The following is a 13,817-nucleotide window of genomic DNA, read 5'->3' as shown; positions in this document are numbered from 1 at the left end:
GTGCGTCCTTGTCGCCGAAGTGGCTGTAGATTTGTGAGTTTGACACCTCGGCGACTTTCGCGATCGTGTCCATGCTGGCGCCGTCGAAGCCATGGGTGGCGAAACAATTGCTTGGCGGCGTCGAGGATGGCATCCCGCTTGCCCATGTCCTTGGGCCGCCCCTGTGGCTGCGGTTTTCTTCGACACGGTCTTCACGGATTTGGTCATAACAATACTGGACAGTTCGGTTTAGTAACCATACTATACCGGCCGGTTCATTAACCCCGTCCACCGGAATCTGCCATGTCCTTGCCCGCGCCTGTCCGTTGCTGCACTCGTGTCCTTGTTCGTTCTCGTTGCGCCGGTTGTGGCGGCTCCGGCAAACCGCTGAGCCGGCCAAGCCCGCGATCGTGGGTCGCCGATTCCACTCGAAGCCATGGCGATCGAAACCTATGCCGGCGACGTGCGTGCGCGCGTGCAGAGCACACGCTGGGCTTTCCGGGTCGCCGGCAAGATCGACAAGCGGCTGGTCGATGTGGTGCCCGCGTGCGCAGGCGGGCGTGCACTCGCCACCCTCGTCCCCGACGACTGAACCTGCAGGTCAGCGCTTACGGAGCGGCCGTGGCCTCGGCCGAAGCCAATCTTGCGCTGGCCGACGCCGAACTCGAACGCCATCGCCAACTGCTCGACCGGAAGTACATCAGCCAGGCAGTTGTCCGATCCTCCGCGCGAACCAGCAAAAGCCGCCGCAGCGGGCGCCGAAAGGCCCGCGCGCAACTCGAAGTGGCACGCAACCAGACCACTTACACACAGCTCGCGGCCGATGCCAGCGGCGTGATCACGCAGATCATGGCCGAGGTTGGCCAGGTGGTGTCACCCGGCCAGCCGGTGGCCGCGCTGGCGCATGAAGGCGAACTCGAAGTCGCCATCGACGTGCCCGAATCGCGGGTCGGCGGAGTTCAAGCCGGGACGCGTCGTCATCGCGGAGATGGGCCGCCAGCGTAAGCGTTATCCGGCCACGATACGCGAGGTATCGTCCCAGCCGATCCGGCCACGCGCACCAATGCCGTCAGGTCGCATTCGACGCCCCCGATGGCGACGTGCAGCTGGCCGCACCGCGCGCATCTACCTGACCGACGCGGCGCGTGCCTCGTCGGTCTGGTGCCGCTTTCGGCCGTGCACGAGAAAGGACGGCAAGCCGGCGGTCTACATCGTCGATGCGAAGACGAAGCAGGTGGCCTTGCGTGAGGTAACGCTAGGCGTCTATCGCGAAGATGGCGCGACCATCACCGGTGGTGTCGCGACCAGGATTGGGTCGTCGCGAACGGCGTCCTACAAGCAGCAGGCAGCGATCAAGCCGATCGACCGCGACAACCGTCCGGTGACGCTGTGAGCGGCTTCAATCTCTCCGAATGGGCGCTGCGCAATCGCGCGGCCTGGTGCTGTATCGCGATGGTGTTCGGGATCGCCGGGCGTCTGGTCGTACCGGCACCTGGGCCAGTCCGAGACCCGCCGTTCACCTTCAAGGCGATGGTGGTGCGCACGATCTGGCCGGGCGCGACCGCCGAGGAAGCCGCGCCAGGGTCACCGAGCGCATCGAGGAAAGGCTGAGGACCAGCGGCGACTACGAGTTCATCCGGCTCGTATTCGCGCCCCGGCGAATCGCAGGTCATCTTGGTGGCCAGGGATTCGATGCAGTCCGAAGGAGATCCCCGGGCTGTGGTACCAGGTGCGCAAGAAGGTCGGCGACATCCGCGCCACACTGCCCGGAGGGGCTCGGCGGGCCGTTCTTCAATGACGAGTTCGGCGACACCTTCGGCAACATCTACGCGCTGACCGGGCCGGGCTTCGACTACGCGGTGATGAAGGACTACGCCGACCGCATCCAGCTGCAACTGCAGCGCGTCGCCGACGTGGGAAAGGTCGAACTGATCGGCCTGCAGGACGAGAAGGTCTGGATCGAGCTCTGCAACGCCAAGCTGGCCACGTTCGGCCCCGATTTCGGCGCGGTCGTGCAGCAGGCGCTCCGACCCGCCGGCGCCGCGCATGCGCTTCATGGGCGAGGACGCGATCGGCATGGGGGTGGCGATGAAGAGCGGCGGCGACATCATCCGCCTGGGCAAGACCCTGACGGCGAATTCCAGCGCCTGCAGCAGGACCTGCCGGTGGGCATGCTGCGGTCGCAGGTCGCCGACCAGCCGCGGGCGGTGCGGGACTCGGTCGGGGAGTTCGTGCGCGCTGGCCGAGGCGGTGGTCATCGTGCTGCTGGTGTGCTTCTTCTCGCTGGGCCTGCGCACCGGGCTGGTGGTCGCGCTGTCGATCCCGCTGGTGCTGGCGATGACCTTCGCGGCGATGCATTACTTCGGCATCGGCCTGCACAAGATCTCGTTGGGCGCGCTGGTGCTGGCGCTGGGCCTGCTGGTCGACGACGCGATCATCGCGGTGGAGATGATGGCGATCAAGATGGAGCAGGGTTACGACCGCATGCGCGCGGCCAGTTTCGCCTATACCTCCACCGCGTTCCCGATGCTCACCGGCACGCTGGTGACCGCGGCGGGTTTCCTGCCGATCGCCACCGCGGCCTCCAGCACCGGCGAGTACACGCGCTCGCTGTTCCAGGTGGTGACCATCGCGCTGGTGCGTGTCGTGGATCGCCGCAGTGCTGTTCATTCCCTATCTGGGCGACAAGATGCTGCCGGACCGCGACCAAGCTCAAGGCCGCCGCATGCGGGCAGTGGTCTCTGCGACTGAGCTGCGATCGCCCCGCCTTGCGGCGACGTGCTGGCCAGGGTGTCGGCCTCGACCCTTACCAGACCCGTTTCTACCAGCGCTACCGCAAGCTGCTCGACGCCTGCCTGCGCCATCGCTGGCTGGTGATCGGATCACCGCGCTCGTCTTCGTGCTGTCGCTCGTGCTGTTCCGTTTCGTGCCGCAGCAATTCTTTCCCGATTCGGTCCGGCCCGAGCTGATGGTCGACATGGAGCTGGCCGAGGGCAGTCGCTGCGTGCCACCCAGGCGCAGGCGAGAAGCTGGAGCGCTTCCTGGCCAGCGCAGGGCATCGACAACTACGTGGCCTACGTCGGCACCGGTTCGCCGCGCTTCTACCTGCCGCTGGACCAGCAACTTCCGGCGACCAACTTCGCCCAGTTCGTGGTGCTGACCGAGGCGATCCCGCGCGCGAGGCGTTGCGCAAGCGCTGCGCGGGCGGCGTTCCCGCAGCTGCGGTTCGAGGACGGCTTCACCGGGAGAACGGCCCGCCGGTCGGCTATCACGGTTCCGCGTCGAGGACGAGCATATGGGGTCCAGGCGCTGGCCCGGCAGGTGGCCGCGCAGGTGCGCCAATCCCCGAGCGTCGCCAACGTCAACCTGGACTGGGACGAACCCAGCAAGGTGCTGCGCCTACAGATCGACCAGGATCGCGCCCGTGCCATGGGCGTCAGCACCGCCGACGTCTCCCACTTCCTCACCAGTTCGCTGTCCGGCTTGCGCGTCAGTACCTATCGCGAAGGCAACGAGTCGATCGAGATGCTGCGCGGCCCGGCGAGGAACGCGCCAGGCTGGCGCTGCTCGGCAGCCGCGATCCCGACCGAGCCCGGGAAGTCGGTGCCGCTGGCGCAGATCGCGACCATCGAGTACGCCTTCGAGGACGGCATCATCTGGCGCGCGACCGCCTGCCGACGGTGACCGTGCGCGCCGACATCCGCGGCCAGGCCAGCCGCCGACGGTCGCGGCAGATCATCGCCGCTCGCCACGCTGCGCGCGAACCTGCCGCCGGGGTACCTGCTGGAACTCGGTGGCACGGTCGAGGATTGGCCGCGGGCAGGCGTCGATGAAGGCCGGCGTGCCGCTGTTCCTGGTGGTCGTGCTGACCCTGCTGATGCTGCAGCTCAAGAGTTTCTCGCGCACCGCGCTGGTGGTGCTGACTGCTCCGTTCGGGCTTGATCGGCGTGACCCTGTTCCTGCTGGTGTTCAACGTGCCGTTCGGCTTCGTCGCCATGCTCGGCACCATCGCGCTGTCGGGCATGATCATGCGCAACTCGGTGATCCTGGTCGACCAGATCGAGCAGGACATCGCGCTGGGCCAGCCGCCCTGGGACGCGATCGTCGACGCCACCGTGCGCCGCTTCCGGCCGATCGTGCTGACCGCGCTGGCCGCGATCCTGGCGATGATCCCGCTGTCGCGCAGCGCCTTCTTCGGACCGATGGCGGTGGCGATCATGGGCGGATTGATCGTCGCGACCGCGCTGACCCTGTTGTTCCTGCCGGCGCTGTATGCGCAGTGGTTCAAGGTGGCGCGACCCGAAGTCAAGCCGGCCGAACTCGGCGAGGATCCGTGGCCGGGCGACGAGATCGAGGCCTGAGCGTTTCCGCGAGGCGGGGAGACAGGGGACGCTAGAATGCCGCCCCCTGTCGCAACGGATCCCTGCGCATGCCGGACGCCACACCTGCGACGAACTTGATCGGCCGTCGCATCTGGAACATCAGTCGCATCGCGTTCGCATTGGCCGCAGTGGCCATCGTTCCGGTGGTGTCGGGCGAGATCGGTGCGCGCTCGGAAGCGTCGCTGTTCATCGCCAATGTCCTGCCTTGGCTGCTGCCCTGGCTGCTGCTGCTGGCCGGGACGCGACGCCCGATCTTTGCGAGCCTGACGACCGCGCTGCTGCAACTCGGTCTGTATGGACTGAACACGCTCAAGCTGCAGCAACTCGGGGTACCGATCCTGCCCGCCGATCTCTCGGCACTGGGCAACCTCTGGCATGCGCCCGAGCTGTTCCTGCGCTACCTCGGCGGACATCCGGTCTACTGGAGCATCACGCTGTTGCCCGTGGCCGCCTGGCTGGAGCGCCCGCTCTCCGGACTGCAGGGTCGCGGCCGCGCCGCACTCGCGTTCCTGGCGATGGCGCTGCCGGCATCCCTGGTGCTGCGGATGCCGCCGTGGCCCGACCTGTACGGACGCCAGCGCCTCGGCATCGAAGTCTGGCTGCCGGCTTACGGCGCGCGCCAGGCCGGGGTTCTGGCGCAGTTCCTGCAGATCTACCTCACCACCCAGCAGGCCGTGCACGCGACCGACCCGCGCGCCCTCGCCGATGCCCGCCGGTGGCTGCAGGCGCGCGCGCCGACCAATCCCGGTCGTACCGCGGACCTGCCGGACATCGTGGTGATCCAGAGCGAGTCCTTCTTCGATCCGGGCGATCTCGCCGGTGTCGACACAGCGCCCTTCGCGCCGCGACTGGACGCATTGCGACGCCTGCATGCGCACGGCCGACTGCGCGTGCCGGCCTACGGCGGGCTGACCACACGCAGCGAATTCGAATTCCTGACCGGATTCCCGCTGCGCAGCGAGCCGGCTCTGGAATATCCCTATCAGGCGCTGGTCCACCGACCGATGCCGGCACTGCCCTGGGTCCTGCAGGCGCACGGACTGACCACCACGGCGGTCCATCCGTATGCGCGACAGTTCTATCAGCGCGATGTCGCCCTGCCCCTCCTCGGCTTCGAACACTTCATCGACGACAGCGCTTTTTCCGCATCCGACGTGCATGGTTTCCATTTCTCGGACGCCGCGCTGAACCGCCAGATCCGGTCGTCGCTGGATGCGCCCGGGCCGCAGTTCGTGTTCGCGATCAGCGTCGAGAACCACGGCCCGTGGGACATCCCGCGCCCGCTCGGTGCGGTCGAATTGCCGCCCCTGCCCGCCGGCATCACGCTCGACGAACGCGGCACGCTGGCGCTGCGGCAATACCTGCATCATCTCGCCCGCAGTGACCAGGCGCTCGACGAGTTGGCCGCCTGGGTCATGCAGCGCCCCGAACCCACGCTGCTGCTGTTTTATGGCGATCACTTGCCGGCCATGCACTACGTCATCGAGCATCTGCCCTGGGACGATGGTCAGGGCGCCTACCTGCAGACCACCCCCTGGCTGCTGGTCGACAATCGCCGGGATCCGGCCGCGGAACGCATCGACCTGGCCGCGTCCGAACTGGCCGGCCTGCTGCTGCAACGCGCCGGCGTCGACGATGCCGCACCCTTCGCGGAAATCGAGCAGTTGCGTCGCGCACGCGTCGCCGGCGAACTGGATGCCGAACGCGTCGAGGCCTGGCAACGCGCACTGGCCACGGATTCGATCAGCCGAACGCCCGGCCAGCACTGAACGGCGACGCGACCGCGCAGGTGATCGTCAGAATTGCGTCGGGTCGACGTCGCGGGCGAAGAATCCCTGCACGTCCGCGAGTTCGCGCGTGCGCGGCATCGGCGGCAGGCTGTCGATGAAGGTGCGCCCGTAGCCCTGGGTCACCAGGCGCGGATCGCCGAACATCAGCACGCCGCGATCATGGATGTCGCGGATCAAGCGCCCGGCGCCCTGCTTCAGCGCGATCGCGGTTTGCGGAATCTGCAGTTGCGCGAACGGATTGCCGCCCTGTTCGCGGATCGTGCGGATGCGCGCATCGAGCACCGGATCGTCCGGTGGCGCGAACGGCAGCTTGTCGATCACGACCACGCTCAGCGCATCGCCGCGCACGTCCACGCCTTCCCAGAAGCTCGCAGCGCCGAGCAGCACGCCATGGCCCGAGGCACGGAAGGCTTCGAGCAGGGCCGAGCGCGGTGCGGTGCCCTGCACGAACAGCGGGAAGCGTGAATGCGCCAGCAGTTCCGCCGCCTGCTTCAGCGCGCGATGGGTGGTGAACAGCAGGAAGGCGCGACCGTTCGACGCTTCCAGCACCGGCATCGCCAGGTTCACGACCGCGCGCGTGTGCTCGGGCGAATTCGGCGCCGGCAAGCCCTTGGGCAGATACATCAGGCCCTGGTTGGCATAGTCGAACGGACTCGCCAAGGCCAGCGTGCGTGGTTGTTGCAGCCCCATCTGCGACAGGTAGTGGTTGAACTTGCCGGCCACGGCCAGCGTCGCCGACGTGAAGATCCACGCCGCCTTGAGTCGTTCGCGGAATTCGCGCAGGGGCTCGGACGCATCAAGCGGCGTCGCGGTCACGGTCAAATGACGTTCGCTGGTTTCGTACCAGAGCACATGGCCATCCGGTTCCGGGTCGCGCCACAGCGACAACTGCTGCACGAACACGCCGGCACGCTCGGCGCAGGCGGCCAGGCCTTCGCTGGCGTCGGCGAGAAGGTCGAGCGCCGCGGTCAATTCCTCGAGGGCTTGCGCCAAGCGATCGATCGCATCGCGCACCGCGACCCGTTCGCGCAAGGGCGGCCAGGCCCCGCGCGCGGCCTCGCCCTGCACCGCGAGGCGCAGCTTCTTGACCTGGTCGTCGATCGCCGGCGCCACCCGCACCAGGGCCGAGCGCGCGCCGGCGACATCGCCGGCTTCGCGCAATGCATCCTGGGCGAGATCGGCCAATTGCCGGGTCGACAAGGATTCGCCGAAGAACTGTCCGGCGAGATCGGGCAACTGGTGCGCCTCGTCGACGATGAACAGGTTCGCGCCGGGCAGGATCTCGCCGAAGCCTTCGCGCCGGATCGCCAGATCGGCGAACAGCAGATGATGGTTCACGACCACGACATCGGCTTCCTGCGCGGCGCGGCGCGCCTTCACCACGAAGCAATCGTTGAAGAAGGCGCATTCCGAGCCGAGGCAGTTCTCGCTGGTCGAGGTGACGCGCGGCAGGATGGCGGCGTCTTCGCTCAATCCGTCGCACTCGCCCAGATCACCCGAACGCGTGGTGGCGGCGAAATCGAGCACGACATTCAGCTCGGCCACCATCGTGCGATTCGGGAACTGGCCCTCGCGCTTGGCCTTGTCGAGGCGATACCAGCAGACGTAGTTCGCGCGTCCTTTCAGCAATGCGGTCTTGGCCGGAATGCCGAGCGCACGATGCACGCGTGGCAGGTCGCGATGGAACAACTGGTCCTGCAGCGCCTTGGTGCCGGTCGAGATGATCACCCGTTGACCGCTTTGCAGCGCCGGCACCAGATAGGCAAAGGTCTTGCCGGTGCCGGTGCCGGCCTCGACCACGAGTTCGCCGCCCTCGCGGATCGTGTCCTCGATCGCTGTCGCCATGTCCTGTTGCACGGCGCGCGGCGTGAAGCCCTCGATCGCTGCAGCCAGCGCGCCGCCTTCCGCCAGCGTCTGCGCAGCGCGCGAGGTCACCCTCACATCCGGATCGGTGCAGGCACCGGGCAGGCATCGGCCTTGCCGCGTGCGTCGGCCTCGCCGATGGCGTCGTGCGCCTCATGCCGGGCCGCGGCCACGGTCAGCCAGTTGCGCACGCACAGGCCGCCGAGCTTGGGACCGATCGCCTCGGACTTGCGCGCATGCGCGACGGCATCGTCGAAGCGACGCTCGGCCAACGCGATCTCCGCGCGCCATTGCCACAGCGCCGGATCGTCGGGCGTGATCGCAAGCGCCGCATCCAGGGTGGCATCGGCGGCATCGAACTGTCGGGCGGCCTCGGCGACGCGCGCCTTTTCGCGCAAGTCCTCGACCGCGGCTTCCTGCAACGGCATCACCTCGACGTTCGACGGCAGCTTCCGCGCCTCGGCACGAATCTCGGCCACCCAGTCGCGTGGCGGCGGCTCGGGCGCCTTCGCCACCGGCTTCGGCGGCGCTTTGGTCGCGCAGGCGGCCAGCGCAAGGGCAGCGATCAGAGCCGCCAGTCGACGGGATTCAAAGTTCATCATCATCGTTCCATTGTCCATCGGCCGATGGCGGTTCGCGATGCAACACGCGATTGCGGAACCAGTCATCGATCGTCCAGCGGTCGCAGTCCATGCAGTCGGTCGGCTCAGTAGCCGTGAATGAAGGGCAAGGCGCGCGCCCTCGCATTCGGCACTGGTCGCGCGCTGGGTCTGCGGATCGATCCAGCGCACCACCGGATTGTGCCCGAGATCGAGTTGCAGCGGCTCGCTCGGCAGCTTCTCGAACAAGCCGGCCCACAGCCGCATCGCGCCGGTCGAGCCGTAGAAGCCGGTCTTCTTGTTGTCGTCGCGGCCGAGCCAGACCACGGCCAGGTGCCCGCCGGTGAATCCCGCGTACCAGGAATCACGCAGGTCATCGGAAGTGCCGGTCTTGCCGGCGACGTCGAGATCGCCGAGACCGAGTCCGATCAAGGCCGCACCGGTGCCGGTGCGAGAGCCTTCCTGCATCGCGAAGCTGACCAGACGCGCCGCTTCGACCAGCTCACCGGCCCGCTGCGGCGCCCGATAGCGCGAGATCGTGCGGCCATTGCGATCGATCACCGCGGTGACCGAGGACAGCGGCAGCTGGTGCCCGTCGGCGGCGAGATACTGGTATGCCTGCGCGACTTGCAACGGCGTCATCTCGGTCGCACCGAGCAGCAGCGACGGATGCGGCGAGACATCGACGCCGGGCACCAGGGCTTCGAGCAGGCGCTCGACCTTCTGCACGCCGACATCGAGGCCGAGATGCACGGTCGCAAGGTTGTAGGACCGTGCCAGCGCGTCGATCAGGGCAACGTCGCCGTGCTCGAGGTTGTCGGAGTTGCGCGGCTGCCAAGTCTGGCCGTTGCGCTGTCGCAACGCGATCGCGCGATCCGGCAGCAAGGTCATCAGCGACCAGCGCTCCGGTTGCGCGAGGGCGACCAGATTCACGAAGGGCTTGACCAGCGAACCGATCGGGCGCGCCGCCATCGCAGCGCGATTGAATCCGGGCCGCTGCGGATCACGGTCGCCGACCACCGCCTCGATCGCCCCGGTCGCGGCACGCGTCACCACCATCGCCGTCTGCAGGCCGCTGGTGTCCTTGGCCAGCGTCTTGATCTTCTCGGCGACCACGCGCTCGGCATAGTCCTGCGTCGATGGCGCCAGCGTGGTGTGGATGGCGAGCCCTTCGCTGGACAGTTCGGCGGCAGCGTAATCGCGGGCGATCTGCGCCTGCACCAGCTCGATGAAACCGGGATAACGATTGCGTGCGATGGCGCCGCTCGGCGTCACGTTCAGACCGAGGCGTTGCTGCCCCTTGGCCTCGATGGCGCTGAGCAGCCCGGCCTCCTGCATCTCGCGCAGCACCAGGTTGCGCCGCTTCAGCGCATTCGCCGGCGAACGTCGCGGGTCGTACAGCGACGGCCCCTGGATCATGCCGACCAGCAGGGCCATCTCGTGCGGCGCCAGCGCTTCGAGGTCGCGCCCGAAATAGAACTCGGCCGCAGCGCCGACGCCATGCACCGATTGCGCGCCATGCTGGCCGAGATAGACGTCGTTGAGGTAGGCCTCGAGGATCGCGCCCTTGCTGTAACGCGCCTCGATCAGCAGGGCGAGCCCGATCTCGTTGAACTTGCGCGCCCACTTGCGCCGATCGAGGAACTGGTTGCGCACCAGCTGCTGGGTCAGGGTCGACCCGCCCTGGGACAGTTCGCCCGCCTTGGACGTTGACGAACATCGCCCGCGCCATGCCCCAGGGATCGATGCCGTGATGGGTCGCGAAGTCCTTGTCCTCGACCGCGAGCAGGGTCCGCAGGAACAGCGGCGGCACCTCGTTGATCTTGACCAGTCGCCGCTCCTGGCGCGCCTTGCCATACAGGGTTGCGATGCGCGCCGGATCGATCCGCACCGATTCCAGCGCACGCTTTGCCGCCACGTCCTCCAGCTTGCCGACGCGCCGATTGGCCAAGGTGACCCGGATGCGCCGCGAGGGCTGCGCGCCGGCTCCATCGACGAAGGCACGGGTCTGGATCAGGAAGCTATTGCCGTCACGCGCATAACTGCCGGGCTGCAGCGCATCGGTGGCCTGGCCATAACGCGCGGCGTCGAGTTCGAGCAGCAGGGTCTCGGCATCCATGGCGCGACCGGGACGCAGCTCCAGCGCCCGCGCATAGACGCGACTCGGCGTATCGAAGCGCAGGCCATCGAATCCGGCACGCACCAGACGGTCCAGATACCAGAGATAGGGACCGAGAAAAACCGATCGCGAGGCCCAGTCCCAGCCAGATCGGCACCCGGAACCAGCGGTAGAACCTGCGCAACAGGTCGAGGAAACGGGCCAAGCGGACACCGGGGACGAGGAATGGCGTCGCAGTCTAACGGAGCGAATTTGCGCCTCGCATGGCGGCCCGCGGGCGATTCCGCGATAATTCAGACTTAGCGCACCACCCAGAGTGCGCAGCGCCCAACTCCGTGACCTATGCCCGCCCGCTCGCGTGGCCGTGCTCGGCCAGCCCGACGAGGCCTGGCTGGGTGCGTTGCTCGCGCAACTTCCTCCCGACATCGAACTGGTCGTGCTCGATGCGCATGCGCGCGTCGTCGACAGCGTCGATGTCGGCCAGACCACCTTGCGCGTGCTCGCCAACGCACCGCTACCGCCATCCGCGATCCGACGTCTGCGCGATGCCGCGGCGGCAGTGCCGGGCTTCGATGTGGTCACCGCAGCCGATGTCGGCGTCGCGACGCTGAACGTTGCCGGAAGCGCAAGCGTTCGCGGGCGATGCGATGACGCTCGATGCCGCGCTGTGGTTGCTCGGCACCCGCAGCGTGCGTCCCTGCGATGCGGCGACCGGCGCACTGGCCTTGCTCGGTGGGGACGCCGCGACACGCATTGCCCAGGGCCTGCCGCTGCGGTACGGCGTCCTCGACAGTCTGCACGTCGCGGCCGCGGGCGCACCGTTGCGCGGCCCGGACGCGCCCGAACATCGCCATCTCGCGGCGCCGCAGGTGGCGCTCGCGACCTTGCGCGCCGAACTCGCGGTCGCACCAAGCTTGCCGAACCTGCGTCCCGGACTGGACCGTCGCGGCGTGGTACTGCATGTGCTGCACGGCTGGGGCGGTGGTGTCGAACAGTTCGCGCACGATCTCGCCGAAGGCGACAGCGAGCGCTGGCACCTGGCCCTGTCCGCACGCGGCGAATCATCGCGACAACGCTGCGGTGAGCGTGGCTGCTGGCGCGCTTCGAACTGGCTGCGGCGATCACCACCTGCGCCGTCGACAGCGTCGAATGGCGTGCGGTGTTCGAACAGATCCGGCTGCGCTTCGGCGTCGGCAGCGTGATCGTGTCCTCGCTGATCGGACACTCGCTCGATGCCCTGGCTACCGGCCTGCCGACCGAACTCGTCTGCCACGACTACTTCCCGCTGTGGCCGGTGCTGCATGCCGATTTCGATGCCGTCGATGGCAGCGCGGCCTCGCTTGCGCAGGCGCTCGTGCAGGCGCGGGTCGCCGAGTTCCCGCGCCGAGCGCGAGCCGGCATTCTGGCTGGCGTTGCGGGGCGGCTCTTCCTGCGCGGCTGTCCAGTGAACTCGTGGTCCTGAGTGCACCGACCGCCGGAGTGCGCCGCACCGGCTGCGCCTTACCCCCGAACTCGCCACGCGCCATTTCGATCTGATCGGGCACGGCCTGCGCGCCTCGGCGCAGCACCCCGCCGAAGCCGCCGGTGCGGGCGCATGCGCATCGTCGTCAGCTCGGACGCCTGAACGGCGGCAAGGGTGAACGCCTGTTGCGCGCCCTGCTCGCGACTGATCTGCGCGAACACGCGGAACTGTCTTGGACCGGCTGCGGACGCGGGCGGGGTCTCGGCTTCCTCGGCGAACGCGACGCGGAGTTCCGTCTTTCGATCATCGCCGGTCGAACTGCCGCAGTTGCTGGCCCGTACTCTCCGACGCCGCCCCGTTGCCGGCCACGGTTGCCGAGTGTTTCAGCTACACGCCCAGCGAACCGCGCGCGCCTTCGCATCCCGGTAATCGCGACGCGACTCGGTGCCTTTCTGCGGAACGCATCACGCACCCGCACGATGGCCTGCTGCTGGTCGAACCGATGCGGGCGCGATCGCCACTGGTCGCCGAACTGCATGACGAACCGGTGCATTGGCGGCGATTCGCGAACAGTCGCGAGTGCGTCGGCCCAACCCGGCACGTTGGGGAGATGGCGATCGCGCACCGTGCCCTGCGCGTATCGATGCCGCGGGCACCCACTGGCAATCACCGGCCGCGATCCTGCCGGCGCGCGACGCGCTGGCCGGGCATCGGTGCCGTCCGCCACACGGCGAGCGACGCGCTGCGCATCGGCGAGGTAAACGAGCGGGAACACGAATTGGCAAGACGCGCGGAATGGGCACTGGCGCGGGAACGCGAGCGTGGCGAATAAGCCATGCGCTTTGCCGACCAGCGCCTGCAGGAACGCCATCGTCTGGGAAGGCGATCGACGAACTGCATGGCCGTAACTGCGGACTGGTCCACGACTTCGACGAGCGCACTGCCTGGGCGCGGCAGCTCGATGCCGAAGTGCAGCGACTCGGCAGCGAACCGCAGGCGTGCAGGCCAGCGCCATCACGATGCGCAACGCGACTGGGGACGCCGCCGCCGCCGCCCACTTCATGGCGGGATCGCGCAACTCGAATGACAAGGCCAGCCTGCTTGGCAGCCCCAGCTGCTGGCGGTTGATGGCGCCGCTGCGCGCGGCGCGGCGCATGTTAGGCAATGCGCGTGCGCACCGGCTACCTCGCACGCCTGCTCCGGGTGCCACCACGTGTTGCGCAGTCCGCGTGTCGCAGCCCCTCAAGGGCACGATTGCGCGCCCGCGATGGTTCGGGGCAGGCCTGTCGCGACCGATGGGCTGACCCGGCGCTGATGACCACCCAGCCGGGCACTGATTCGAAGGCTTTACGCTGCCGCGCGCAGATGCTGCGCGCCAGCATCATCATCCCGATTCACAACAAGTGGGGCCATACCAGCCGCCTGCGTTCGCTCGCGAAAGAGTCGCAACGCCCGGTTTCGAGGTCATCGTCGTCGATGGTTCGACCGATTATTGCCGGAACGCCTGACAGGTCAACGTTGGCATCACTGGGCATCGCAATGCCGAGAACTTCGGCTTCGTCGGCTCCTGCAATGCCATGCCGGCCTTGGCGCGGGGCGCGAATATCTGGTCTTCCTCAACAA

At 67.9% G+C, this 13,817-nt stretch carries 7 protein-coding genes and 3 pseudogenes; 6 read left to right on the top strand and 4 right to left on the bottom strand.

The window, feature by feature from the left end:
* A pseudogene (locus IPP28_07300) lies at positions 1-146 on the bottom strand (helix-turn-helix transcriptional regulator).
* Positions 147-415: 269 nt separating this feature from the next.
* On the opposite strand from IPP28_07300, the gene IPP28_07295 reads away from it, so the two are divergent.
* The 5 genes and pseudogenes from IPP28_07295 to IPP28_07275 all read left to right on the top strand — a co-directional run bounded on the left by IPP28_07295 (position 416) and on the right by IPP28_07275 (position 6,130).
* The gene (locus tag IPP28_07295; protein ID MBL0040839.1) at positions 416-571 is read left to right on the top strand and encodes a hypothetical protein; all 156 of its coding nucleotides are present in this window, start codon (positions 416-418) and stop codon (positions 569-571) included.
* Between the two features lie 29 nt (positions 572-600).
* Entirely contained in the window at positions 601-984 is a 384-nt protein-coding gene (locus IPP28_07290; GenBank protein ID MBL0040838.1) for an efflux RND transporter periplasmic adaptor subunit, read from the top strand.
* A gap of 58 nt (positions 985-1,042) precedes the next feature.
* Positions 1,043-1,372 carry a hypothetical protein gene (locus tag IPP28_07285; GenBank protein ID MBL0040837.1) on the top strand — a complete coding sequence of 110 codons (330 nt, stop codon included), beginning with the start codon at positions 1,043-1,045 and terminating at the stop codon, positions 1,370-1,372.
* A gap of 59 nt (positions 1,373-1,431) precedes the next feature.
* Positions 1,432-4,340, top strand: a pseudogene (locus IPP28_07280) (efflux RND transporter permease subunit).
* A 68-nt stretch (positions 4,341-4,408) separates the two neighbouring features.
* A complete protein-coding gene (locus IPP28_07275; GenBank protein MBL0040836.1) occupies positions 4,409-6,130 on the top strand; it encodes an LTA synthase family protein in 1,722 nt (573 codons plus the stop codon).
* A gap of 27 nt (positions 6,131-6,157) precedes the next feature.
* Here IPP28_07275 and IPP28_07270 read toward each other — a convergent pair whose 3' ends face one another.
* From IPP28_07270 to IPP28_07260, 3 genes and pseudogenes are all read right to left on the bottom strand, one after another.
* On the bottom strand, positions 6,158-7,996 hold the full coding sequence (locus tag IPP28_07270; protein ID MBL0040835.1) for an ATP-dependent DNA helicase: 1,839 nt from the start codon (positions 7,994-7,996) through the stop codon (positions 6,158-6,160).
* 92 nt (positions 7,997-8,088) lie between these two features.
* A complete protein-coding gene (locus tag IPP28_07265) occupies positions 8,089-10,269 on the bottom strand; it encodes a transglycosylase domain-containing protein (protein MBL0040834.1) in 2,181 nt (726 codons plus the stop codon).
* Between the two features lie 229 nt (positions 10,270-10,498).
* Positions 10,499-11,797 (bottom strand): annotated as a pseudogene (locus IPP28_07260) (hypothetical protein).
* 94 nt (positions 11,798-11,891) lie between these two features.
* On the opposite strand from IPP28_07260, the gene IPP28_07255 reads away from it, so the two are divergent.
* Positions 11,892-12,194: a hypothetical protein gene (locus IPP28_07255; protein MBL0040833.1), complete on the top strand. Its 303-nt coding sequence runs from the start codon at positions 11,892-11,894 to the stop codon at positions 12,192-12,194.
* The last annotated feature ends 1,623 nt before the right edge of the window (positions 12,195-13,817 follow it).

Source organism: Lysobacterales bacterium (assembly GCA_016721845.1).
Taxonomy (GTDB): Bacteria; Pseudomonadota; Gammaproteobacteria; order Xanthomonadales; family Ahniellaceae; genus JADKHK01.
This window is presented reverse-complemented; position numbering and strand designations above follow the sequence as displayed.

Bases quoted from the DNA above. Each gene is read 5' to 3' on its own strand.
- IPP28_07270 (MBL0040835.1), bottom strand. From the start codon at position 7,996: ATGGCGACAGCGATCGAGGACACGATCCGCGAGGGCGGCGAACTCGTG.
- IPP28_07295 (MBL0040839.1), top strand. From the start codon at position 416: ATGGCGATCGAAACCTATGCCGGCGACGTGCGTGCGCGCGTGCAGAGC.
- IPP28_07275 (MBL0040836.1), top strand. From the start codon at position 4,409: ATGCCGGACGCCACACCTGCGACGAACTTGATCGGCCGTCGCATCTGG.
- IPP28_07285 (MBL0040837.1), top strand. From the start codon at position 1,043: ATGCCGTCAGGTCGCATTCGACGCCCCCGATGGCGACGTGCAGCTGGC.